Source organism: Agrobacterium sp. A3-95 (assembly GCF_053521785.1).
Window position 1 is genome coordinate 63,774 of the sequence record NZ_JBNWDR010000003.1, and the last position, 22,503, is coordinate 86,276.

Genomic DNA, 22,503 nt, shown 5'->3' on the forward strand with positions numbered 1-22,503 from the left:
ATCAGCTGCTATTGCTCCTAATAAAGACCCTTGTTCCAGCTAAAGGCCGGTTCAACATCTTTGTGGGAGAACAGGCCCTTGGAAGTCAAATGGCTCGAGGATTTCCTGGCGCTGGCCGGAACGCTCAATTTTTCGAAGGCGGCGGAAGAGCGGCATGTGACGCAATCCGCTTTCAGCCGGAGGATCAAGCAGCTGGAAGCCTGGGTGGGCGCGACGCTGGTCGATCGCGCTTCCTATCCCTCACGACTGACCGAGGCCGGGGTGAAGTTCGTTCCGGTGGCGCAGGAAACCCTGAAGCAGCTTTACCACGCCCGTCGCACCCTGTTGCAGGAAGACGGCGAGGATGCCAGAACAGTGCGGCTGACAGCGCTGCACACGCTGTCTTTCACCTTCTTCCCGGACTGGCTGAAACAGGTGAACGAGAAGGCGGGACCGCTGTTTTCGGTTCTGCGGCCTGATTCCGGCAGCATGGAGGAGAACCTCAATTCGCTGGTAGACGGGCAGAGCGATTTCCTTCTGACCTACGCCCACCCCGAAGTGCCGATGCTGCTCGATGCGCAGACCTTCGAATTCCGCATGCTTGGCGCGGAAAACATCATTCCCGTTTCCGCCCCCGCGGAGGACGGCGCACCGCTGCACAGCCTGACGGAAAGCGCGAAAAAACCCTTTGCCTATCTGGATTACGAAAAAGCATCGTTCTTCGGGCCGCTGTTGCGCGATCTCCTGAGTGCGCGCCTGCCGAAATTCGAGCGGGTGCATGAGGGCAGCATGTCGGTGGGGCTGAAAGCCATGGCGATGGCGGGATGGGGTGTTGCCTGGGTGCCGGAAAGCCTGATGCGGCACGAGCTGGATAGCGGCGCGCTGGTGCGTGCCGCCGATCACAGTTTCGATATTGCCGTGGATATCCGGCTTTATCGTTCCAAGGAGAACCGCCGTCCCGTTGTCGAGCGCATATGGGCGGTTCTCGAAGATTGATCCTGGTCAGATCGCGGTGCGGTGGGCGTTTTCGAGATAGAGCGCGCGCAGGCGTTTCACCATCGCGCCTGGTTTGCCATCACCCACCGGCTTGCCATCGATCTTCGTCACCGAAACCACGAAGTTGGAGGCGCTGGTCAGGCAGGCTTCGTCTGCGTCCATCGCTTCTTCCAGCGTGAAAGGCCGTTCTTCCAGCGTGAAACCGGCCTCCTTGGCCAGTTGCAGGGCGGCAAGGCGGGTGCAGCCAGGCAGGGTCTTGTTGCTGTTGCCGCGGGTGATGATCTTCCTGTCGCCGGTGATGATATAGGCGGTGGAGGATGCGCCTTCGGTGACGAAACCATCCTCGATCATCCAAGCCTCATCGCAGCCTTCAGCCTTGGCGATGCGTTTTGCCATCACTTGCGGCAGCAGGCAGACGGTCTTGATATCACGGCGCGCCCAGCGCTGGTCGGGAACGGATTTGACCGCAATGCCGGCCTCTTCCACGGCGGTGCCGACGAGTTTCTTGGCCTGCGTGAACATCACCAGCGTCGGCTTCAAATCGGCGGAAAACAGGAAGTTGCGGTCTTCCGCGCCGCGCGTCAGTTGCAGGTAGATCATGCCTTCAACGAGGTTGTTGTCGGCAATCAGGCGACGTTCGGCCTCTACGATTTCCTTTGTTGTGACCGGCAGCGGCACGTCGATTTCGCGGGCGCTGCGTTCCAGCCGCGCCATGTGCAGGTCGCTGTCGATCAGCTTGCCTTCGAGAACGGAGGTGACTTCATAAATGCCGTCGCCGAACAGGAAGCCGCGGTCGAAGATGGAAAGGCGGGCTTCCGCCTCGGGCAGGAATTCGCCGTTGAGGTAAACGATGCGACCGGATTGGCTAGTCATGAAAACTCCGTCTGGAAAAGTCAGGCTGAAAGAAGGGTTTTAAGGGTATCGATGCAAATGGCCTCAACCGTTGCGGCCTTGCCGGTTCCAGCGTTGAAGCCTGAAGTTGTTGTTGCCGCGCAGAGCGAATTGAGGATCGCCTCCTCGGTTGCCTCTATTGCGGCTTCGAAGAGCGGCGAGATCGCATCGTTGGAGAGCTCGGGAAAATCCGCCACGGCCTTGCGGCGTGCGGGTGTTTTGCGAAGCCGCTCGTTGGTCGAAAATGCCAGCGCGTAATCGCCGGAACCATTGCTCAGTGCCGCACCGGTGCGCGAGAGGCCGCCGAAGCTCCTAGCGGCCAAGCGCTTCAAATTGCGCGACGACAGCGGCGCATCGGTTGCGATGATGATGACAATCGAGCCGTCCTTGTCCTTGTGCTCCGGGCTCACATAGGGTTTGCCGCAGACGAGAAGATGGCCGCCATAATTGGACTGCACGAGAACGCCGAGCGTATAGGCCTCCCCCGCGACGGTGACGATGCGGGATGCGGTTCCGATGCCGCCCTTCATGCCGAAAGCCACCGTGCCGGTTCCGGCTCCAACGCCGCCCTCGGCGACCGGGCCCGTGGCAGCGTTTTTCAGCGCGGCCGAAATTTCCTCGACGGTCGGGCGACCGGCGCGGATGTCGTTGAGGCGGGAATCGTTGGTCTCTCCAACGACCGCATTGATGGATACCACTTTCTCATTGCCTGGCTGCGAAAGCGTATGGCGGTTGATCGCCTCGATTGCCCGGCCGGTTGCGAGCGTATTGGTAAGGATAACAGGGGTTTCGAGTTCGCCCAGTTCCTCGATCTGTGTCGAGCCGGCAAATTTGCCAAAGCCGTTATAGACCGCAAAACCCGCAGGCACCTTGTCCTGAAAAAGATTGCCGCCATGCGGCAGGATCGCGGTTGCGCCGGTGCGGATCGTGTCGCCTTCGATGACGGTCGAATGGCCGATCGTCACGCCTTCGACATCGGTGATGGCATTGAGCGGGCCGGTCTCGAAATGGCCGGGCGGCAAGCCGATATCGCGCAGTCTCGGGCGGGTCGTCTGATGCATCGGGCGATCACTTTTGCGGAATGCAGGCTCAAGGTGGAACAAGCGCGGCTTGCGAAAAGCTTTGCTCTGACTTGACGTTAGCCTAGTTCGCCGGGAAACGGCATCGCAAAAATGGAATAGTTTTATGCGGGCAATGGATGCGCTCAGAAGGCGCGTAGCGCCGGTCCCCGTTCACGCTCCAGCCATTGCCGCATCGCGTCTTCGGCCTCTGCTCTCGTGGGCGCCCCGATGCGACCACCGAAGGCGGTACATTTCAGGGCAGCCGCAACGGAGGAGAGCCGGATGGCCGCGCGGCTTTCCATGCCTTCGGCCATCGCCAGCGCAAAGGTGCCGTGGAAAATGTCGCCTGCCGCCAGCGTATCCACCGCCTTGACCTGCATCGTTTCCTGAAAATGGACAGTGGGATCGCCAGCTTCCGTCCACCAGCAGCCTGCCGGTCCGGCGGTGACGGCGATGAAGGTTTGCGGGTAGCGGGCGTGCAGCACCGGCAGCATGTCCTCTACCGTCTCAAGCCCCGTCAGCCGGGCGGCGGCGGGTTCGGAAAAAACGATGTGGGTCGCGGCGGGTGCGAGCTTTTCGAGGGTTTCGACCGGCGCGACGTCGCCGTCGAGAATGGCGTGTTTGCCGAGCGCGCGTGCCACATCAAGAACATCGAGCGCCAGTTCCGGCCAGCGCACATCCACCAGCACGGCGTCGTAAGCGGCGAGGTCCGCTGATGTGCAGGAGCGCTTCTTCTCATGCAGCCTGTGATCATAAAAAGGCACGATCAGCCTCTCACCGCGATCATCGATAATGATCGTGGAGAGTGCGGAGCGTGCGCCGGCGGCGACTGTCATGCCTGTGGTGTCGATGCCGCTTTCGGCGAGATCGCGCAGGATACGGGTGCCGGTCTCGTCGTCGCCCACCGCACCCCAAAGGCTGGCGCGCCCGCCCATGCGGTGCACCGCATAGGCTGCGCTGGATGCCATGCCCTCGGCGATCTGCAACATTTCGTAAGGCAGGACCTTGCCTTCGCCCTTTGGCATGTCATGGACGCGAAACAGGGTGTCGAGCACGGCTGCACCCACGCACAGCACATGTTTGCGGCTCTCGTGTTGGCTGTCCATGCCCGTCACCCTATGTCTTTGTTTTACGCAATTTTACTCGGCATGCGCCTTAGATGCGCTTGCCGGTTGCCTTGTCGAAAAGGTGAACCATTTCCGGGTCGATGGCGATATGGATCGTATCGCCGAACCTCACGTCCAGCCGCTCGCGGAACAGGCAGGCAATCTCGTCGCCCTTGCAGTTCAGCTTGGCATAGATTTCCGAGCCGGTGCCTTCGACCAGTTCGACCCGGCCTTCGATACCGCCGCTTGCTGCACGGATATGTTCCGGGCGCACGCCGTAGACGAGGTCGCGACCGCCCAGTGCGGCAATGTCGCTGTTGGCGGGCAGGGGAAGGCTTAAGCCCTTCACGGTGCGGAACACGCCTTCTTCGACGCGTCCACGAATGAAGTTCATCGCAGGCGAACCGATGAAACCGGCAACGAAGAGGTTGGCCGGGCGGTCGTAAAGCTCGAGCGGCGCGCCGATCTGCTCGATCACGCCGTCATGCAGCACCACGATCTTGTCGGCCATGGTCATGGCTTCCACCTGGTCGTGGGTGACGTAGATGGTGGTGGTGCCGATGCGCTGATGCATGGCCTTGATCTCGCCGCGCATCTGCACGCGCAGCTTGGCGTCGAGGTTTGACAGCGGTTCGTCAAACAGGAAGACCTGCGGATCGCGCACCAGCGCGCGTCCCATGGCCACACGCTGGCGCTGGCCGCCGGAAAGCTGGCGCGGATAACGGTCGAGCAGCTTGTCCAGTCCCAGAATGGCGGCAGCCTTGTCGACCTTCGCCTTGGTTTCGTCGGCGCTCACTTTCTTCAGTTTCAGCGCGAAGCCCATATTATCCTTCACCGTCATGTGCGGATAAAGGGCGTAGTTCTGGAAGACCATGGCGATATCGCGGTCGCGGGCGGGCAGGTTGCTCACCTCACGCGCGCCGATGTGGATTTCGCCGTCGCTGACTTCTTCCAGGCCCGCAATCATGCGCAGCAGGGTGGATTTGCCGCAGCCGGAAGGGCCGACCAGCACGACGAATTCGCCATCCTTGATATCGATATCGATGCCGTGGATGATGTTGACCGCGCCGAAGCGCTTCTGGACGTTTAGAATATTGACCGGTGCCATGTTTTTGGTTCCCGTATTTTTAATTGGTTGATTCAGCCGCCCTTGACGGCGCCGGCGGTCAGGCCCGCCACGATCTGTTTCTGCGCGAACATGGTGAGCAGCAGCACCGGCAGCGTCACGATCAGCGCGGCTGCGGCAAGCGGTCCCCAGCTCACCTGTTCGAAGGAGAGCATGTTGTAGACCGCCACCGGCAGGGTGCGCGTTTCACGGCTGGCCAGCACGATGCCGAAGACGAAGTTGTTCCACGAGAAGATGACCGCGAGGATAAAGGAAACGACGATGCCGGGCTTGGCAATCGGCAGCGCCACCAGCCGGAACACCTGCCAGGAGGATGCGCCATCGATGCTTGCCGCTTCTTCCAGTTCCTTCGGCGTGGTTTCGAAATAACCGATCATGATCCAGACCACGATCGGAACCGTCACCACGAGATGGATGATGATCTGCGGCCAGAGTGTGCCGAGCAGGTTCAGCCATTGGAACAGCAGGAATAGCGGAATGAGGAAGGAGAGGCCGGGCGTCATGCGGGCGATCATGATGACGACAGCCGACTTTTCCGCCTTCAGCCGGGCGATGCCGTAACCGGCGGGCACGCCGATCACCAGCGCCAGAATAGTGGCCGCACCGGTGACGAGCACCGAATTCCAGAAATAGAGGAAGAAATTATTCTCCTCGAACACCTTCACATAGTTCGACCATGCGAAACGCTCGGGGATGAGGATCGGCGGATAGGCGCCGTTGTCGATTTCATATTTCAGCGATAGCGAAATCATCCAGATGAAGAACAGGATAACAGGCGAAATCATCACCAGCGCCACGAAAAACAGGCCGATGCGGTCGAGGTTTTTACGTTTGAGCAATTGGCGAGCCATCAGCGATCCTCCATCTCGTTCCATTGCGCACGCTGGCGCACCATCAAAAGTACAAAGGACAGCGCCACGATGATGATGAAGAAGACGACGGCCATGGCCGAGCCGTAACCGATGTCGTAGTAGGAAAACGCCGTGTTGTAGAGGTAGATGTTGATGGTTTCCGAGGCCGTGCCAGGGCCGCCCTGCGTCATTGCGTAGATGATGTCGAAGCTTTTGACGGCATCGATGGAGCGGATGATGACGGCGATCATCAGGAACGGCGCGATCATCGGCATGGTCAGGTAACGAAACTTCTGCCAGGCGTTGGCGCCATCGATTTCGGCGCTCTCATAGGGTTCGCGGGGTACTGCAGCCAGTCCGCCGAGCACGATCAGCATGACAAGCGGCGTCCATTGCCAGGTTTCCACCAGCACCAGCGAGGGGATGACGGTGGACTGGTTGTAGATCCATTCCAGCGGTCCGATATGGATGAAGGACAAGAGATAGTTCAGAACGCCGAGCTGCGGGTGGAACATCATGGTCCAGACGAGCGCGATGGCGACCGGGGTCGCCATCATCGGCATCACGAACACGCCGCGCAGAAAACCGCGCAGCGGAAACTGCGCATCGAAAACCAGCGCCGCCAATGTTCCCAGAAACAGCGGAGCGACGACCGACAGCACGGTATAGATGAGGGTGTGCCAGAGCGATTCCCAGAACCTCACATCGCTTGCGAGCCTTATATAGTTATCGAAACCGATAAAGCTCTGCTCCTGTCCGAGCGTCCAGCGATGTACGCTCATCCACAGGGTGAAGACCCACGGAAAAACGATCACCGCCGAGATGACGACAAGTGCCGGTATGACGAAAGGCCAGTAGTTGGGAGCAAGCCTTGCGGGCCTGCTCCCTTCTTTCCGGCTGACGCCTGTTTTGGTGTTTTCGATGCTCACGGAGACCATTATCCCTCGCTACGCGCCAGAACGGGTGCGAACTGTTCCGTCGCTTTTTTCAGCTCAGCTGCCGGGTCGGCGCCGCCGATCATGTTGGTGAGGCCGACGCCGTAGATGTCGCGGAATTCCGTGACTGGAATGATGACCGGCAGGGCAAGCTGCGAGACCTTGCCGGAACCGACGACCGCATCCAGCCAAGCGGCCGGCATCTTCACGCCCTCACGCACCTTCTGGTCTTCGAGGATGGACTGGCGGAACGGCACGCCTGCACCCGCCTGCAACAGGCGCGCGCCCATATCGTGCGAGATCGCCCATTGGCAGAAGAGGTAGGCCGCTTCCTTCTTGCTGCTGGCTTCGACGACACCGAGGCCATCGCCGAAGGTGCCGGCCGCCTGTACTGCCGGGCCCTTCGGCATGACACCGTAACCGACCTTGCCGACCACGCGGGATTTTTCCGGGTTTTCGATCGGCGGTGCAAAACCGACGCCATCAAACCACATGCCGATCTTGCCCTGAAGGAAGGCAGACTGCGCTTCGGCCCAGTTGAAGCCGGAAACGCCGGGAGGGGCGGCTTTGGTCATCAAGCGTTGATAGAGTTTCGCTGCCTCGACCGCTTCCTTGGATTCGGTGTCGACCTTTCCGTCCGCGCCGATCGGCTTTGCGCCGTAGCCCAGCATCAACGAAGTCCAGACCGGGGTGTTGGCGTTCTTCAGGCCGCGGGCGACGAAACCGTAGGTGTTGGTTGCGGGATCGGTGATCTTTTCCGCTGCCGTCACCAGTTCCTCGAAGGTCTCAGGGTATTTCAGGCCCTTGGCTTCGAAGAGTTCCTTGTTCCAGTAGACGATCCAGTAATCCACCGAGAATGGCAGCGAGCGCAGCACGCCCTCGCTATCCTTGGCAAACAGCATGCCGGCTTCGGCAAAATCCTTTTCGACAAGGGACGGATCGGTCAGCGACGGGTCCTTCAGGAAGCCGCTGATATCCGCCAGCCACTTGCCCTTTTCGAACTGTCTCTTCTGCACGTGGTAGCTCAGATGCACAACGTCGAAGCTTGGCTTGCCGGAGGAAAGCTCGATTACCACCTTCTGGCGCTGCTGCTGTTCAGGCGTTGCTTCGGCATTGACCTTGATGCCGGTCAGTTCCTCGAATTCGCCCAGATATTTGATCAGCGTTTCGCTGCGCGGGCTTTTGACCAGGTTGACTTCAAGCGTGGTGCCGGCGTGTTTTTTCCAGTTCACCGCCGCCGATGCGGGGCGGATGCCGAGCACCGCGCTGCCACCGATCGCTGCCGTGCCTGCCAGAAAGGCGCGACGCGTGGGGTTGAGCAATGAATGCGTCATATCAGTTCTCCTCCAGTTAGCCGGAAATTCTCCTCACCTCCGGCTTGTTGCTTATTTTCATGCAATTCCGGCCAGGACCTTTCTTCTGCCCTACCGGAATTGCCCTATACTGCCAGCGCCCTGTCCCTTGCGTTGCGGATATGGGCGGTAAGCCGCTCCACGGCGTCTTCGACGGATCGCTTCTCAATGGCTTCGAGAATGGCGAGGTGTTCTTTCATCACCGATTTGACATGGCCTGCGATGCGAAAGCGCTCCTGATTGATGAGGCGCATCTTGATGGAATTGACCCTGTAGGCGTTCGAGATGATCGAGTTGCCGAGACTATCGATGAAGGCGTCGTGCATGCCCCAGTCCACCTGCTGCGCGTGCTGGTCCAGCTCCGGCGATTCCCCACCTTTTTCCGTCGCCTCGACGATATCGCGGTGCTGTTTCAACAGCTTGGCGATGGTCTCGTCCGAGGCCGAACGCGTAAAGAGCGCCACGGCCTCCTTCTCGAGAAAGATCCGGAACTGGAACGCCTCGCGGATGAGGTTGATGTCGATATGGGCGACCTGCAATCCCCGCTGCGGCACGGTCTTGATCAGACCTTCCGCCTCCAGCCGTGGAATTGCTTCCCGGATCGCGCCCAGCGGCAGACCCGTCAATTCCACGAGGCGGCGTTGCGAGATGAATTGCCCAGGGCGAACGTCGCGCGAGAGAAGGTGATGCGTAAAGCTTTCATACGCCCGTTCCCGCAATGTCTGTTCGCCGGTATCGTCCATGCTCAACCTTTCAAGGTCTGTTCAGGCGGCCTGTTTGCGAAACAGCGCGTCGAATGCGCCTTCGATCTGCCGCCGGCCCTCCGGTGAAATGGCAACGAGCGGCGCGCGCACGTCAGACCAGATATTTTCCCCTGTCGTGTGTGATACCAGCACCTTGACGGCGGGCGTAACCGGAAATTTCAGAAGTTCCACAACAAGATCAACGATGCGCGCATCGTCCTTGCCGTCAACGGCCATGGCACGGACTTCCTGCGTCAGGAAATTGGCAACGCCGGAGATGGCTCCCTGACCGCCCAGGCGAACGCCCTTGGCCAGATCACGCTCATCGCCGATCAGAATGGCGAGATCGCCGTGTTCTTTCAGCAGGCGCTCTGTGTGGCTCCAGTTGCCTGAGGAGTCCTTCACGCCGGTGACGATGCCCGGAAACGCTTGTCTCAGCCGCCCCACCAGTTCGACCGATAGTGTTACCATCGTCACGGAAGGGATGTTATAGACGAGAATGTCGCGCGCGCCCTTGCCGATCTTTTCGAAAACCGCCGAGAACCAGGCAAACAGGCCGTCATCGCTGACATTCTTGAAATAGGATGGTGGGGCGAGAAGAATATTGCGGGCACCTGCGTTCAGGGCCTCGGCGGATTGGTCGGCTGCATCCTCGATGGAATCCACGAGAACGCCGGTGACCAGACGGGAAGGCGCAATGCCTGCCTCAATGAAGCGGGAGAGAATGACCTGCCGTTCGCGGCTGCCGACGGAGCATCCCTCGCCGGTGGTGCCGAAGAGTGTCACGCTGTCGCAACCATTTGCAAGGCAACGGCGGGCATGCGCGATCATGGCGTCTGTATCGACGGTTCCGTCAGTTTTGAAAGGGGTCGTCAGTGCTGCCGAAAGGCCGAATTTCTGGGTCAATTAAGATGCTCCTCCAAGATGGCTGCAGATTGATGGCACACTGACATGTTAGTTGTAAAGCGGTAATTACAGAATGATTGTTCGGGAGGCTGGAAAGGGGGGAATTGGCTTCTAAAGCTGCCTCAGGATCTGTGTTGCGCCCGGTGAGGCATGGAGTGTTTACACCGGTTTACGCGAATGCCATTTTTTAGCGATGCACAGGAAAAATGCTAAAATAAATTTGACTGTTTAAGTAAAGATTTTTATCAGGCAATCTGAATATGGGATAAAGGGAAGCGTCATGACCATTGTGGAGCCATCAGCGCCTGTGGAAGAGATCGAGCAGAGCCGCGTGAAGCGCCTGAGGGCTGCCACGCGTGGCGCGCATGGTGGTCTCGATACTTTCATCATGGCAGCGAAGCCGTTCGAGAGCCGGGAGAACTTCGGCAAATTCGTGGAAACGCAATATCTTTTCCATCGCGACCTCGACGCGTTTTTCTCCAATGAAACGCTTGATGGCCTGCTGCCTGATCTTAAGGGTCGTCGCCGTCTCTCCATGATAGAGCAGGACCTTGCCGATCTGGGACACGCCATTCCTGAAACAAACGAGCCGCGCTTTACCAGCGAAACGCCGTTCGATCTACCTGAGGCCATGGGCTGGCTTTATGTGGTCGAAGGCTCGAATCTCGGCGCGGCTTTCCTTCTGAAAGACGCAGCCAAGCTTGGCCTCACCGAAGAATTCGGCGCGCGCCATCTGGCTGGCGCTCCGGAAGGGCGCGGCCTGCATTGGCGTACCTTTACGGCCGCGCTCGATGAAATTTCGCTGACCATCGAAGAAGAGGAGCGGGTCGTCGCCGGCGCCGAAGCCGCCTTCAGGGCCGTGCATGCCTACGCGCAGCAACGCCTCGGTTGAGGTTTTGGCATAGCTTGTCGCTGGTTGTCTTCACAGCGCTTGAAATGCCTCGTTGCACATTCGTGCTCACCTCGTCTTAGCATCCTCACGCCATCACCCCGGGCTTGGTCCGGGGTCTAGTGCGATCAAGTGTTTGATCGCGCGGGGCTCTATTGGCGGCGCAGACTGGCCGCGGCTGGATACAGGATCAAGTCCAGCGTGACGGAGGAGTGGTTTTCGGCTGTCGTGCAACGCTTCAGAACCATTGTGAGAGCCGCTCATTTCCCGCACATTGCGTTCGATATTTGCCGAATAAACAGGCATATTAATTTACCAAATGATAAAATTTTTATCTTTTGGTAAAAAGAAATTCGCCTCCAAAAAATTATCCAATTGATAAAATTATTTTTTTTCGTCTGGCACGGAACCTGCTACTCTTTCTTCAAATCAGGAAAACGCCTGATGCCAAAAAAGGGAACAGCAAGATGGAAGTTGGTGTTTTTATACCGATCGGGAATAATGGGTGGCTCCTTTCCGAGAACGCGCCGCAATACAAGCCAAGCTTCGACCTGAACAAGGAAATCACGCTGAAGGCGGAAAAGTACGGCTTCGATTTCGCACTGTCGATGATCAAGCTGCGCGGCTTTGGCGGCAAGACCGAGTTCTGGGACTATAATCTGGAATCCTTCACCCTGATGGCGGGCCTCGCCGCCGTGACGTCCAAGATCAAGCTGTTCGGCACCGCCGCCACGCTTGTCATGCCGCCGGCCATCGTTGCGCGCATGGCGACGACGATCGATTCCATTTCCGGCGGGCGTTTCGGCATCAACCTGATTACCGGCTGGCAGCGTCCTGAATACAGCCAGATGGGGCTTTGGCCGGGCGACGATTATTTCGGTGATCGCTATGAATATCTCGGCGAATATACCTCCGTGCTGAAGGAACTGCTGACGGAAGGGCAGTCGGACTTCAAGGGCAAGTTCTTCCAGATGGATGATTGCCGCATGAAGCCGGTGCCGCAGGGGGATGTGAAGCTCGTCTGCGCCGGTTCCTCCAATTCCGGCATGGCGTTCTCTGCCAAATTCGCCGATTACAGCTTCTGCTTCGGCGTCGGCGTCAATACGCCAAAGGCTTTCGCACCCACCAATGAGCGACTTCTGGCGGCAACGGAAAAGTCTGGTCGCGAGGTTAAATCCGTCGTGCTGACCATGATCCTTGCGGAAGAAAAATCCGAGGATGCCTGGGCGAAGTGGGAGCATTACAAGGCGGGCGCGGATGAGGACGCGATCAAGTGGCTCGGCCTGCAGAGTTCTGTCGACACCAAGTCCGGCTCTGATACCAATGTCCGGCACATGTCCAATCCCGTCTCGGCCGTCAACATCAACATGGGAACGCTGATTGGCTCCTATGAGGAAGTAGCGGCGATGCTGGATGAAATGAGCGAAGTGCCGGGAACGGGTGGCGTGATGCTGACCTTTGACGATTTTCTCGAAGGCGTCGAAAAATTCGGCAAATATGTACAGCCGCTGATGAAGAGCCGCCAGCATGTGCTGGCCGAACTGGAGGCAGCGGAATGAGTGAAGCCGTCGTGGCGGGTTACAAGGGGCCGGAAAGCCGTTCGGAAAGTGTCACACTTCCCGCAAGGCCGGAGCCGATTACCCTCAAGCCCAGCGAGACCGCCGTTGTCGTGGTCGACATGCAGAACGCCTATTCGACCGAGGGCGGTTACGTCGATCTTGCCGGGTTCGATATTTCCGGCGCCAAGGGCACCATCGCCAACATCAAGAAGACGCTGGATGCAGCGCGGGCGGCGGGTGTTCAGGTCATCTATTTCCAGAATGGCTGGGACAAGGATTATGTCGAGGCCGGTGGGCCGGGTTCGCCCAACTGGCACAAGTCCAACGCGCTGAAGACGATGCGCAAAAGGCCGGAATTGCAGGGCCAGCTGTTGGCCAAGGGCACATGGGACTATGCCATCGTTGACGAGTTGCAGCCCCAGCCCGGCGATATCTTGGTGCCGAAGACGCGTTACAGCGGTTTCTTTAACACCAATATGGACAGCGTCCTGCGCGCCCGCGGCATCCGCAATCTGGTGTTCGTCGGCATCGCCACCAATGTCTGCGTCGAAAGCTCGCTGCGCGACGCTTTCCATCTCGAATATTTTGGGGTGATGCTGGAGGATGCCACGCATCATCTGGGCCCGGACTACATCCAGCAGGCGACGGTCTACAATGTCGAGAAATTTTTCGGCTGGGTGGCAACTGTCAATGATTTCTGCGGCGTCATCTCGCAGGCCGCACCCGTCAGGGATTGATCCCCAAACACAAAGAGGAGAATGAAATGCCGAAGAAGATCGTCGTGCCTGCCGGTACAAGCAAACCCATCGCCCCTTTTTCGCCGGGAACCCTTGCCGATGGCGTGGTTTACGTTTCCGGAACGCTGCCATTCGACAAGGACAATAATGTCGTGCATGTGGGCGATGCCAGCGCCCAGACACGCCATGTTCTGGAAACCATCAAATCCGTTATTGAGACCGCCGGCGGCACGATGGAGGACGTGACGATGAACCACATCTTCATCACCGACTGGGCGAATTACCAGGCCGTGAACACGGTCTATGCCGAATATTTCCCCGGCGACAAGCCCGCGCGTTATTGCATCCAGTGTGGCCTCGTAAAGCCTGATGCACTGGTGGAAATCGCCACCGTCGCACATATCGGCAAGTAAGGCGAAACGGCAAAATGATGCATTTCGAGGTTCATGGCCGGGCCGAGCCTGAGGCGCCCACTATCCTGCTGTCATCGGGACTGGGTGGATCGGGCGCCTATTGGGCGCCGCAGATCGAGGCCCTTTCCAGCCATTTCCGGATCGTTACCTATGACCATCGCGGAACTGGCCGGACCGGCGGCGAGGTGCCGGCAGATGGCGGCATATCGGCGATGGCCGATGATGTGCTGGAGATCGTCTCGGCGCTGAACCTCGAAAAATATCACTTCATGGGCCATGCGCTTGGCGGTCTGATCGGACTCGATATCGCGCTTCGCAAGCCCGGCCTCATCGACAGGCTTGTTCTTATCAATGCCTGGAGCAAGGCCGATCCGCATTCCGGGCGCTGCTTCGATGTGCGGATCGAGCTTCTGGAAAAATCCGGTGTCGAGGCTTTTGTGAAAGCCCAGCCGCTGTTTCTTTATCCGGCGGCCTGGATGTCAGAGCATCAGGAGCGGCTGGCACGTGACGATGCGCATGGCGTCGCGCATTTTCAGGGCAGGGCGAATGTGCTTCGGCGCATCGCGGCGCTCCGGGCCTTTGATATCGACGCGCGCCTCGGCGAGATCGGCAATCCGGTTCTGGTAGTGGCAACCAAGGACGATCTTCTGGTGCCCTATACCCGGTCGCTGCGTCTTGCGGAAGGTTTGCCGCAAAGCGAGCTTTGCCTTCTCGATTTCGGAGCGCATGCGGTCAATATCACCGATTCTGACCTTTTCAACGCGCGGCTTTTGCAGTTTCTGCTACCGGCAACACAAACATTCTGACGGGATTTGAGAGTAAAATGACGAGAGCATTGGACGACGCTGCATTGGCAACACTTTTCACGGAGGCACGCACCCACAATGGCTGGACGGACAAGCCAATCGGGGATGAGACGCTGACAGCGCTTTATGACCTGACGAAGATGGGGCCGACTTCGGCCAATTGCTCGCCGGCGCGTTTCGTTTTCGTGCGCAGCCCGGAAGCCAAGGAAAAATTGAGGCCGGCGCTTTCTTCGGGCAATCTGGAAAAGACCATGGCAGCACCCGTCACGGTCATCGCTGCCATCGACAGCGAATTTTACGAGAAGCTGCCGGTGCTGTTTCCCCATGCCGATGCGCGTTCCTGGTTCACCTCCAGTGCGGCGATGGCCGAGGAAACGGCATTCCGCAATGCCACGCTGCAAGCCGGTTATCTCATTCTTGCCGCCCGCGCGCTCGGGCTTGATACCGGAGCCATGTCCGGTTTCGACAAGGGCAAGGTGGATGCCGCATTTTTTGCGGGTACGACATGGAAATCCAATTTCCTCATCAATCTTGGTTACGGCGATCCGTCGAAGCTGTTCGGCCGCCTGCCGCGACTTGCGTTTGAAGACGCCTGTGTTCTGGCTTGAGGGCCTGTTAAGGAAGGATGGTTTAGATGCGGATGATGTCTCTTGAAAAGGAAGCGGAAATGGAGACGAAGACTGCACAGGAACGCAGCCTCGATTATAGAAATGCCATGGCGCGGCTCGGTGCGGCAGTCAACATCGTCACCACGGACGGTGCGGCAGGCCGTGCGGGATTTGCAGCGACGGCCGTTTGCAGCGTTTCCGACAATCCGCCCACGCTTCTCGTCTGCCTCAACCGCGGCTCTTCCGCTTATAATGTGGTGAAGGGCAATGGCGTCATCTGCGTCAACACGCTTGCTTCCAAGCACGAGGTGCTGAGCACCCTGTTCGGCGGCAAGACACCGGCGGAAGAACGTTTCGCTGCCGGAAGCTGGGGCGTGCTCGAAACCGGCGCGCCTGTTCTGGAAGACGCACTGGTCTCCTTCGATTGCCGCATTCGCGAGGCACATGATGGCGGCACGCACGATATCCTGATCTGCGATGTCGTCGATATGAAGATCAATGAGGGCGACGAAGCACTGATGTATTTCAACCGGCGTTACCGGGTGCTTTGAGAGCGGTCTCTGGGGCCGGTTGATACCCTTAACTCACGATCAGCTATTTGCGCGCCGTCATCCTCCGGCTTGTCCCGAGGATCTGCAATCGGGACAAGCCGGAGGATGACGGCGGAGCTTTCTTTTCACGTCAGTAAGAAGGGCGCTCCCGGAGACCGGAAACGCCCTTTTTCATTACTTGATCAGCGGCAAAAGATCGTTGATCGACTTCTTCGCATCGCCGTAGAACATGCGGGTGTTGTCCTTGTAGAACAGCGGGTTCTCGATGCCGGAATATCCCGTGCCCTGGCCACGCTTGGAAACGATGACCAGTTTGGATTTCCACACTTCCAGAACCGGCATGCCGGCGATGGGCGAGTTGGGATCGTCCTGTGCCGCCGGGTTGACGATGTCGTTGGAGCCGATAACGATGACGACGTCGGTATTGGGGAAATCGTCGTTGATCTCGTCCATTTCCAGCACGATGTCGTAGGGCACCTTTGCTTCGGCGAGCAGCACGTTCATGTGACCGGGAAGACGACCCGCAACCGGGTGGATGGCGAAACGCACGGTCTTGCCGTCGGCGCGCAGCTTGCGGGTCAGTTCGGAAACGGCCTGTTGTGCCTGTGCCACCGCCATGCCGTAACCGGGCACGATGATGACGCTGTCAGCGTCGTTCAGCGCTGATGCTACGCCTTCGGCATCGATTGCCACCTGCTCGCCCTCGATTTCCATCGCCGGACCCGTCGTGCCGCCGAAGCCGCCGAGGATGACCGAGATGAAGGAGCGGTTCATGGCCTTGCACATGATGTAGGACAGGATCGCACCCGAGGAGCCGACAAGCGCACCGGTAACGATCAGGAGATCGTTGCCGAGCGTGAAGCCGATGGCGGCCGCCGCCCAGCCGGAGTAGCTGTTCAGCATCGAGACGACGACAGGCATGTCTGCGCCGCCGATACCCATGATCAGGTGATAGCCGATGAAGAAGGCGGCAAGCGTCATCAGCACCAGCGTCCATGCGCCAGCACCGTTGCAATACATGATGAGCAGGACGAGCGACAGGATCGCGGCACCGGCATTGAGGACGTGTCCGCCCGGAAGCTTCTTCGCCTTGCCGTCCACCTTGCCGGCAAGCTTGCCGAAGGCGACGACGGAACCGGTGAAGGTAACGGCGCCGATGAAGACGCCGAGGAAGACCTCGACCTTCATGATTGCCAGTTCTACCGGCGTCTTGTGGGCGAGGAGGGCGGAAAAGCCTGTCAACAGGGAGCGCGCCGTCTCATCGAGCGAGGCGACATGCGCTTCCTCGATATGGGCGTTGAAGCCGATGAAGACGGCGGCCAGACCGACAAAGGAGTGAAGTGCTGCAACAAGCTGCGGCATCTCGGTCATCTGCACGCGGTTTGCGACGAAGTAGCCGAGAACGGCGCCACCCGCCAGCATCAGAAGTACGATGAACCAGTTGCCGACATCAGGTCCGAAGACCGTGGCGACAATGGCAAGACCCATGCCTGTTATGCCGTACCAGACGGCGCGCTTGGCGCTTTCCTGCCCGGAAAGACCACCGAGAGAGAGGATGAATAGAACGGCTGCGGCAACATAGGCCGCGGAAACGATACCAATGGTCATTATGTGTCCCCTACACGGCTCAGGACTTCTGGAACATGGCGAGCATGCGCCGTGTCACAAGGAAACCGCCGACGATGTTGATCGTCGCGATCAGGACGGAAAGTGAGGCGAGGAGCACCACCAGCCAGTTGCCGGAACCGATCTGCAGCAGCGCGCCGATAATGACGATGCCGGAAATCGCGTTCGTCACCGCCATCAGCGGCGTGTGCAGCGAGTGGCTGACATTCCAGATGACGGAGAAGCCGATAAAGCAGGCGAGCACGAAGACGATGAAATGGCTCATGAAGCTTGCCGGCGCGTAAAGGCCGACGAGAAGCAGGGCCGCCGTACCGATGACGAGCAGACCGACCTGGCTTTTCGTCTGCGCCTTGAACTCGGCCCGTTCCTTGGCGTGCTTTTCCTCAGGCGTAAGCTCTTTTGCTCGTTCCTTCGGTTTCTGCGCGGCGATGGCCTGGATCTTCGGTGGCGGTGGCGGAAAGGTGATGTCGCCCTGATAGGTGACGGTCGCGCCGCGGATGACGTCGTCTTCCATGTTGTGAACGACCTTACCGTCCTTTGCGGGCGTCAGGTCGGTCATCATGTGACGGATGTTGGTGGAATAGAGCGTCGAGGCCTGCGTGGCCATGCGGCTCGGGAAATCCGTATAGCCGATGACGATGACGCCATTGTCCGAGACGACGCGCTGGTCGGGCACCGTGAGATCGCAATTGCCGCCGCGCTCGGCGGCGAGGTCAATGATGACCGAACCCGGCTTCATTGCCGCTACCATGTCCGCCAGCCACAGCTTCGGGGCGTCACGGCCGGGGATCAGCGCCGTGGTGATGACGATATCGATCTGCGGTGCCAGCTCGCGGAATTTCTCAAGCTGCTTTTCGCGGAATTCCGGCGAGGATGGGGCGGCGTAACCGCCGGTCGCTGCGCCATCCTGGCTCTGGTCGGCGAAATCGAGATAGACGAATTCGGCGCCCATGGATTCGATCTGTTCGGCCACTTCCGGCCGCACGTCGAAGGCATAGGTAATGGCGCCGAGCGAGGTTGCCGTGCCGATGGCGGCAAGACCGGCAACCCCGGCACCGATGACCAGCACCTTGGCGGGCGGCACCTTGCCGGCGGCGGTTACCTGACCGGTGAAGAAGCGGCCGAAATTATTGCCGGCCTCGATGACGGCGCGATAGCCGGCGATGTTGGCCATGGAGGACAGCGCGTCCATTTTCTGGGCGCGGGAAATGCGCGGCACCATGTCCATGGCGATGACATTTGCGCCCTTTTCCTTCGCCTGCTCCAGAAGGTCCTTGTTCTGTGCGGGATAGAAGAATGAGATCAGCGTCTTGTCCGAAGACAGGCGATCAATCTCCGACGTTTCCGGCGGACGAACCTTGGCGATGATGTCGGCACCTGTATAAAGCGCATCGGCGCTATCGACGATGGTGACACCGGCTGCGCGATAGGCGTCGTCGGAAAATCCCGCCGCCTTGCCCGCGCCTGTTTCGAGGATGCAATCATATCCGAGTTTCTGCAGGCCTTGCGCGCTGTCGGGTGTCATGCCGACGCGCGCCTCGCCATCATATAATTCCTTAGGCGTCCCGATTTTCAAAATGGCTCTCCCTTTTCCGCACGATACGGCGTCATAGCCTATTTCGAGCGTTTTTGTCTTGTTTTTGGCGGTTTCTACCTGCGGCGGATTGACAGCCTGCGAAAGGCCAGTTCGGGCACTGGCGGTACTGCGGCAATAAAAAACCCGGCGCGTCAGCGCCGGGTTTCTATCGTCGGGAGCGAAACCGCTCACTCCATGGTGTGGATGTCGCGATCCTTGGTTTCCGGCAGGAACAGCAGGCCGATGACCAGCGTGATGCCTGCGAAAACGATCGGGTACCAGAGGCCGTAATAGATATCGCCCTTCGCCGCGCTCATCGCAAAAGCGGTGGCGGGCAGCAGGCCGCCGAACCAGCCGTTGCCGATGTGGTAGGGCAGCGACATGCCGGAGTAGCGGATGCGGGTCGGGAACAGTTCGACCAGCAGGGCCGCAATCGGGCCGTAGACCATCGTCACGTAGATCACGAGGACGGTCAGGACCGCGATGATGACGACCCAGTTCACGGCAGCCGGATCGGCGACCATGGCGAAGGTGCCACCACCGGCAATGCTGTAGACGGCCATTTCCGCCGCTCCGGCGGTCTCGGCCGGCGTCAGCAACTTGTCGGCCACCAGCTTGTCGGTCGCCACCATCTTCTTGTCGGCGGCGCGAACGGCTTCCGCATTGAGGTTGAGTTCCGGGTTGGCAGCAATGAAGGCATCCAGTTTTGCGTCCGGCACCTGTGCTACGCCGCGCACCAGCGGGTAACCGCCGTCATGCAGCGCGATGTTGACCTGTTTCTGGAAGGCCCTGTCTTTTGCGGCAGCATCCGCACCGGCTGCGATGGCGTCGTAGCTCGCAATGGTGGCGTCGCCGATCTTGACGCTTGCCGGCGTTCCAGCCGCTCCAGCAACGACGTCATAGGGAACGGAGTTGCGTGTCAGGAACGAGGTGGCGATATCGCAGGATGTGGTGAATTTCGCCGTACCTGTCGGGTTGAACTGGAATTTGCAGTCGCCCGGAGCAGCGGTCACGGTGGCGCGAACGCTGGCCTGCGCTTGCGCCAGTGCCGGGTTGCCCGCCCATGTGAGCGCCTTGAACAGCGGGAAGTAGGTCAGCATCGCGAGAACGAGACCCGCCATGATGATCGGCTTGCGGCCGATCTTGTCGGAAAGCCAGCCGAAGAGCACGAAGAAGCCCGTGCCGAGGATGAGGGCCGCCGCGACCATGATGTTGGCCGACTGGCCGTCCACCTTCAGAATGCTCTGCAGGAAGAACAGTGCATAGAACTGGCCCGTATACCAGACGACGGCCTGACCGATGACGGCGCCGACGAGGGCAAGCAGGGCGATCTTTGCGTTTTTCCACTGGCCGAAGGCTTCGCTGAGCGGTGCCTTGGAGGTCTTGCCTTCTTCCTTCATCTTCTTGAAGGCAGGAGATTCGTTCATTTTCAAACGAATCCAGACCGATACGCCAAGCAGCAGAACCGAAACGAGGAAGGGAATACGCCAGCCCCAGGCGGCGAAGGCTTCCTTGCCGAGTGCGAACTGCACGCCGAGAATGACCATTAGCGACAGGAAGAGGCCGAGCGTCGCCGTCGTCTGGATCCATGAGGTGTAATAGCCTCTGCGACCGTTGGGCGCGTGTTCGGCCACATAAGTTGCAGCACCGCCATATTCGCCGCCAAGCGCCAGACCCTGAAGCATGCGCAGGATGATCAGGATGATCGGGGCTGCGATGCCGATCTGCGATGCACCGGGCAGGACGCCGACGAGGAATGTCGAAACGCCCATGATGAGAATGGTGATCAGGAAGGTGTATTTACGGCCGACAATGTCGCCGAGACGCCCGAACACCAGGGCGCCGAAGGGGCGCACGAGGAAGCCGGCGGCAAATGCCAGAAGCGCGAAGATGTTACGTGTCGTTTCCGGATATTGGCTGAAGAAGTTCGCGCCGATATAGATCGCGAGCGAGCCGTACAGATAAAAATCGTACCATTCGAAGACTGTTCCGAGAGAAGAGGCGAAAATCACCTTCTTCTCCTCACCCGTCATGGGACGGGCGGCGCCGCTCACGGCTGCTACGTTTGCCATTGTCTGTCCTCCACAGATGTCAAATGAGCGCATTGCAGAGCCCTGTCTCTCCTCCGGACTCCCCCGTAAGGGTGCAATGCGCGTAATGTTAGAGTGACAGAAAATTAACCCCAATGAGAGCGATGCTTTCGGATTATGACTTTAGTCTAATGCATAACGTGCAAAAATGTCGCGAGGTGGCATTTGCGCTTATGCGCCGGGTCGCTCGCAACGTGCCTTTTTTCTTGACACGAGCACCAAACCTTCTAATAGCTTCTCGCGAAGAAGGAGCATCACCTTGCGCAGGCATGTTGCAGACATGATTGTCATGGAAGGACCGGCACAATCCGCCGGCGATGATCCGCGTCTTTCTTATTCTATCCGAATTACGGCCAAAACGACGATTAAAACCGTCTGACGTCTCTGGCCACCGCTCTCTCCCCGGTTTGGCTGGGGATCGAGGAAGCCGCAATGCGATGCGGGTTCCCCACCTCACCCAAAAGAGGAGAGACAGAAAGAGAGCTTGATCATGGGTTTCAAAGTTGCAATTGTAGGCGCCACCGGCAATGTCGGTCGCGAAATGCTCAACATCCTGGCCGAACGTGGTTTTCCGGCAGATGAAGTCGTGCCGCTCGCTTCCTCCCGCTCGCAGGGCACGGAAGTCTCCTATGGCGACCGCACGCTGAAGGTTTCCAACCTCGAAAACTACGATTTTTCCGACACGGATATTTGCCTGATGTCGGCCGGCGGCGAGATTTCCAAGAAGTGGTCGCCGAAGATCGGCCAGCAGGGTTGCGTCGTCATCGATAACTCGTCTGCATGGCGCTACGACCAGGACGTTCCGCTGATCGTTCCGGAAGTCAATGCCGACGCGATCTCGGGCTTCACCCGCAAGAACATCATCGCCAATCCGAATTGCTCCACGGCCCAGCTCGTTGTCGCGCTGAAGCCGCTGCATGACTTTGCCAAGATCAAGCGCGTCGTTGTCTCCACCTACCAGTCCGTTTCTGGCGCTGGCAAGGAAGGCATGGACGAACTGTTCCAGCAGACACGCGCCGTCTTCGTGGCCGATCCGGTCGAAACGAAGAAGTTCACCAAGCGCATCGCCTTCAACGTCATCCCGCATATCGACGTCTTCATGGAAGACGGCTATACCAAGGAAGAATGGAAGGTTCTGGCCGAAACCAAGAAGATGCTCGATCCTAAGATCAAGGTAACCTGCACGGCCGTGCGCGTTCCTGTTTTCATCGGTCATTCGGAATCGGTCAACATCGAGTTCGAAAACGAGATCACCGCCGATCAGGCGCGTGATATCCTGCGCGAAGCGCCGGGTTGCCTCGTGATCGACAAGCATGAAGATGGCGGCTACATCACTCCGGTTGAATCCGCCGGCGAGGATGCGACCTATATTTCGCGTATCCGTGAGGATGCGACGGTTGAAAACGGCCTCAATATCTGGGTTGTTTCGGACAATCTGCGCAAGGGCGCTGCCCTGAATGCCATCCAGATCGCCGAACTCCTGGTCAATCGTGGTCTCATCAAGCCCCGCAAGGCGGCGGCTTGATACGATTTTTTAAGGTTCGTTAAGTATAACCCGTCTGTTCTGTGTGGGGCAGGCGGGTTTTCCAATTGGCTATCATCACGGCCAGTTTATTTGCAGGCCTTGCTGCCAAAAGGCAATTTAGGCGGCCAAAAAGCAATTTGGCACCCGAGCCCATACAGCAGCGACGTTTTGGTTCTC

The 22,503-nt window shown here is 58.9% G+C and carries 21 protein-coding genes; 9 read left to right on the forward strand and 12 right to left on the reverse strand.

What is annotated here, in order from left to right:
• Positions 1-78: 78 nt before the first annotated feature.
• Positions 79-975, forward strand: coding sequence for a LysR substrate-binding domain-containing protein (locus ACQZ5Y_RS09705; RefSeq protein ID WP_111804623.1), 897 nt, complete (start codon positions 79-81; stop codon positions 973-975).
• Between the two features lie 6 nt (positions 976-981).
• On the opposite strand, the gene ACQZ5Y_RS09710 is transcribed toward ACQZ5Y_RS09705, so the two are convergent.
• The 9 genes from ACQZ5Y_RS09710 to ACQZ5Y_RS09750 form a co-directional block, all read right to left on the reverse strand.
• Entirely contained in the window at positions 982-1,848 is an 867-nt protein-coding gene (locus ACQZ5Y_RS09710; protein ID WP_174049952.1) for a D-amino-acid transaminase, read from the reverse strand.
• Positions 1,849-1,868: 20 nt separating this feature from the next.
• Positions 1,869-2,927, reverse strand: coding sequence for a P1 family peptidase (locus ACQZ5Y_RS09715; RefSeq protein WP_174049951.1), 1,059 nt, complete (start codon positions 2,925-2,927; stop codon positions 1,869-1,871).
• A 143-nt stretch (positions 2,928-3,070) separates the two neighbouring features.
• Positions 3,071-4,033 carry a sugar kinase gene (locus tag ACQZ5Y_RS09720; RefSeq protein WP_174049949.1) on the reverse strand — a complete coding sequence of 321 codons (963 nt, stop codon included), beginning with the start codon at positions 4,031-4,033 and terminating at the stop codon, positions 3,071-3,073.
• 49 nt (positions 4,034-4,082) lie between these two features.
• The gene (locus ACQZ5Y_RS09725) at positions 4,083-5,141 is read right to left on the reverse strand and encodes an ABC transporter ATP-binding protein (RefSeq protein ID WP_013636780.1); all 1,059 of its coding nucleotides are present in this window, start codon (positions 5,139-5,141) and stop codon (positions 4,083-4,085) included.
• A gap of 32 nt (positions 5,142-5,173) precedes the next feature.
• Complete coding sequence (locus ACQZ5Y_RS09730) at positions 5,174-6,010, reverse strand: carbohydrate ABC transporter permease (protein ID WP_003504003.1); 837 nt, start codon at positions 6,008-6,010, stop codon at positions 5,174-5,176.
• Positions 6,010-6,948, reverse strand: coding sequence for a carbohydrate ABC transporter permease (locus tag ACQZ5Y_RS09735; RefSeq protein ID WP_111795904.1), 939 nt, complete (start codon positions 6,946-6,948; stop codon positions 6,010-6,012). The genes ACQZ5Y_RS09730 and ACQZ5Y_RS09735 overlap by 1 nt, the downstream gene beginning before the upstream one ends.
• Positions 6,948-8,279 (reverse strand): ABC transporter substrate-binding protein, encoded by a 1,332-nt coding sequence (locus ACQZ5Y_RS09740; protein ID WP_174042865.1) that lies wholly within the window; start codon positions 8,277-8,279, stop codon positions 6,948-6,950. Before ACQZ5Y_RS09740 ends, ACQZ5Y_RS09735 begins: the two co-directional genes overlap by 1 nt.
• Before the next feature lie 104 nt (positions 8,280-8,383).
• On the reverse strand, positions 8,384-9,040 hold the full coding sequence (locus ACQZ5Y_RS09745) for a GntR family transcriptional regulator (RefSeq protein WP_065662132.1): 657 nt from the start codon (positions 9,038-9,040) through the stop codon (positions 8,384-8,386).
• Positions 9,041-9,061: 21 nt separating this feature from the next.
• The gene (locus ACQZ5Y_RS09750) at positions 9,062-9,946 is read right to left on the reverse strand and encodes a dihydrodipicolinate synthase family protein (protein ID WP_003504010.1); all 885 of its coding nucleotides are present in this window, start codon (positions 9,944-9,946) and stop codon (positions 9,062-9,064) included.
• Between the two features lie 280 nt (positions 9,947-10,226).
• Between ACQZ5Y_RS09750 and ACQZ5Y_RS09755 the strand changes: the two genes are divergently transcribed.
• From ACQZ5Y_RS09755 to rutF, 7 genes are all read left to right on the forward strand, one after another.
• Positions 10,227-10,838, forward strand: coding sequence for a biliverdin-producing heme oxygenase (locus ACQZ5Y_RS09755; protein WP_003514096.1), 612 nt, complete (start codon positions 10,227-10,229; stop codon positions 10,836-10,838).
• 464 nt (positions 10,839-11,302) lie between these two features.
• A complete protein-coding gene (gene rutA / locus ACQZ5Y_RS09760) occupies positions 11,303-12,394 on the forward strand; it encodes a pyrimidine utilization protein A (protein WP_174049947.1) in 1,092 nt (363 codons plus the stop codon).
• Complete coding sequence (gene rutB / locus ACQZ5Y_RS09765; protein ID WP_003514094.1) at positions 12,391-13,131, forward strand: pyrimidine utilization protein B; 741 nt, start codon at positions 12,391-12,393, stop codon at positions 13,129-13,131. The genes rutA and rutB overlap by 4 nt, the downstream gene beginning before the upstream one ends.
• Positions 13,132-13,157: 26 nt before the next feature.
• Positions 13,158-13,544: a pyrimidine utilization protein C gene (gene rutC / locus ACQZ5Y_RS09770; protein ID WP_003492069.1), complete on the forward strand. Its 387-nt coding sequence runs from the start codon at positions 13,158-13,160 to the stop codon at positions 13,542-13,544.
• A gap of 14 nt (positions 13,545-13,558) precedes the next feature.
• A complete protein-coding gene (gene rutD, locus ACQZ5Y_RS09775; RefSeq protein ID WP_174049945.1) occupies positions 13,559-14,350 on the forward strand; it encodes a pyrimidine utilization protein D in 792 nt (263 codons plus the stop codon).
• A 17-nt stretch (positions 14,351-14,367) separates the two neighbouring features.
• Positions 14,368-14,958 carry a malonic semialdehyde reductase gene (locus tag ACQZ5Y_RS09780; RefSeq protein ID WP_003514089.1) on the forward strand — a complete coding sequence of 197 codons (591 nt, stop codon included), beginning with the start codon at positions 14,368-14,370 and terminating at the stop codon, positions 14,956-14,958.
• 26 nt (positions 14,959-14,984) lie between these two features.
• Positions 14,985-15,509 carry an NADH-dependent FMN reductase RutF gene (gene rutF, locus ACQZ5Y_RS09785; protein ID WP_013636774.1) on the forward strand — a complete coding sequence of 175 codons (525 nt, stop codon included), beginning with the start codon at positions 14,985-14,987 and terminating at the stop codon, positions 15,507-15,509.
• A 174-nt stretch (positions 15,510-15,683) separates the two neighbouring features.
• Here rutF and ACQZ5Y_RS09790 read toward each other — a convergent pair whose 3' ends face one another.
• The 3 genes from ACQZ5Y_RS09790 to ACQZ5Y_RS09800 all read right to left on the reverse strand — a co-directional run bounded on the left by ACQZ5Y_RS09790 (position 15,684) and on the right by ACQZ5Y_RS09800 (position 20,783).
• Positions 15,684-17,117: an NAD(P)(+) transhydrogenase (Re/Si-specific) subunit beta gene (locus ACQZ5Y_RS09790; protein WP_003514086.1), complete on the reverse strand. Its 1,434-nt coding sequence runs from the start codon at positions 17,115-17,117 to the stop codon at positions 15,684-15,686.
• A 19-nt stretch (positions 17,118-17,136) separates the two neighbouring features.
• On the reverse strand, positions 17,137-18,711 hold the full coding sequence (locus ACQZ5Y_RS09795) for a Re/Si-specific NAD(P)(+) transhydrogenase subunit alpha (RefSeq protein ID WP_113292373.1): 1,575 nt from the start codon (positions 18,709-18,711) through the stop codon (positions 17,137-17,139).
• A 188-nt stretch (positions 18,712-18,899) separates the two neighbouring features.
• Positions 18,900-20,783, reverse strand: coding sequence for an MFS transporter (locus tag ACQZ5Y_RS09800; RefSeq protein ID WP_003514082.1), 1,884 nt, complete (start codon positions 20,781-20,783; stop codon positions 18,900-18,902).
• A 508-nt stretch (positions 20,784-21,291) separates the two neighbouring features.
• Here ACQZ5Y_RS09800 and ACQZ5Y_RS09805 point away from each other — a divergent pair.
• Entirely contained in the window at positions 21,292-22,326 is a 1,035-nt protein-coding gene (locus tag ACQZ5Y_RS09805; protein ID WP_003514078.1) for an aspartate-semialdehyde dehydrogenase, read from the forward strand.
• Positions 22,327-22,503 lie beyond the last annotated feature (177 nt).

Coding starts and splice junctions, on each gene's coding strand:
- ACQZ5Y_RS09715 (WP_174049951.1), bottom strand. CDS start 2,927: ATGCATCAGACGACCCGCCCGAGACTGCGCGATATCGGCTTGCCGCCC.
- ACQZ5Y_RS09755 (WP_003514096.1), top strand. CDS start 10,227: ATGACCATTGTGGAGCCATCAGCGCCTGTGGAAGAGATCGAGCAGAGC.
- ACQZ5Y_RS09780 (WP_003514089.1), top strand. CDS start 14,368: ATGACGAGAGCATTGGACGACGCTGCATTGGCAACACTTTTCACGGAG.
- ACQZ5Y_RS09745 (WP_065662132.1), bottom strand. CDS start 9,040: ATGGACGATACCGGCGAACAGACATTGCGGGAACGGGCGTATGAAAGC.
- ACQZ5Y_RS09710 (WP_174049952.1), bottom strand. CDS start 1,848: ATGACTAGCCAATCCGGTCGCATCGTTTACCTCAACGGCGAATTCCTG.
- rutB (WP_003514094.1), top strand. CDS start 12,391: ATGAGTGAAGCCGTCGTGGCGGGTTACAAGGGGCCGGAAAGCCGTTCG.
- ACQZ5Y_RS09740 (WP_174042865.1), bottom strand. CDS start 8,279: ATGACGCATTCATTGCTCAACCCCACGCGTCGCGCCTTTCTGGCAGGC.
- rutF (WP_013636774.1), top strand. CDS start 14,985: ATGCGGATGATGTCTCTTGAAAAGGAAGCGGAAATGGAGACGAAGACT.
- ACQZ5Y_RS09800 (WP_003514082.1), bottom strand. CDS start 20,783: ATGGCAAACGTAGCAGCCGTGAGCGGCGCCGCCCGTCCCATGACGGGT.
- ACQZ5Y_RS09725 (WP_013636780.1), bottom strand. CDS start 5,141: ATGGCACCGGTCAATATTCTAAACGTCCAGAAGCGCTTCGGCGCGGTC.
- ACQZ5Y_RS09730 (WP_003504003.1), bottom strand. CDS start 6,010: ATGGCTCGCCAATTGCTCAAACGTAAAAACCTCGACCGCATCGGCCTG.
- ACQZ5Y_RS09720 (WP_174049949.1), bottom strand. CDS start 4,033: ATGGACAGCCAACACGAGAGCCGCAAACATGTGCTGTGCGTGGGTGCA.
- rutD (WP_174049945.1), top strand. CDS start 13,559: ATGATGCATTTCGAGGTTCATGGCCGGGCCGAGCCTGAGGCGCCCACT.
- ACQZ5Y_RS09790 (WP_003514086.1), bottom strand. CDS start 17,117: ATGACCATTGGTATCGTTTCCGCGGCCTATGTTGCCGCAGCCGTTCTA.
- rutC (WP_003492069.1), top strand. CDS start 13,158: ATGCCGAAGAAGATCGTCGTGCCTGCCGGTACAAGCAAACCCATCGCC.
- ACQZ5Y_RS09735 (WP_111795904.1), bottom strand. CDS start 6,948: ATGGTCTCCGTGAGCATCGAAAACACCAAAACAGGCGTCAGCCGGAAA.
- rutA (WP_174049947.1), top strand. CDS start 11,303: ATGGAAGTTGGTGTTTTTATACCGATCGGGAATAATGGGTGGCTCCTT.
- ACQZ5Y_RS09805 (WP_003514078.1), top strand. CDS start 21,292: ATGGGTTTCAAAGTTGCAATTGTAGGCGCCACCGGCAATGTCGGTCGC.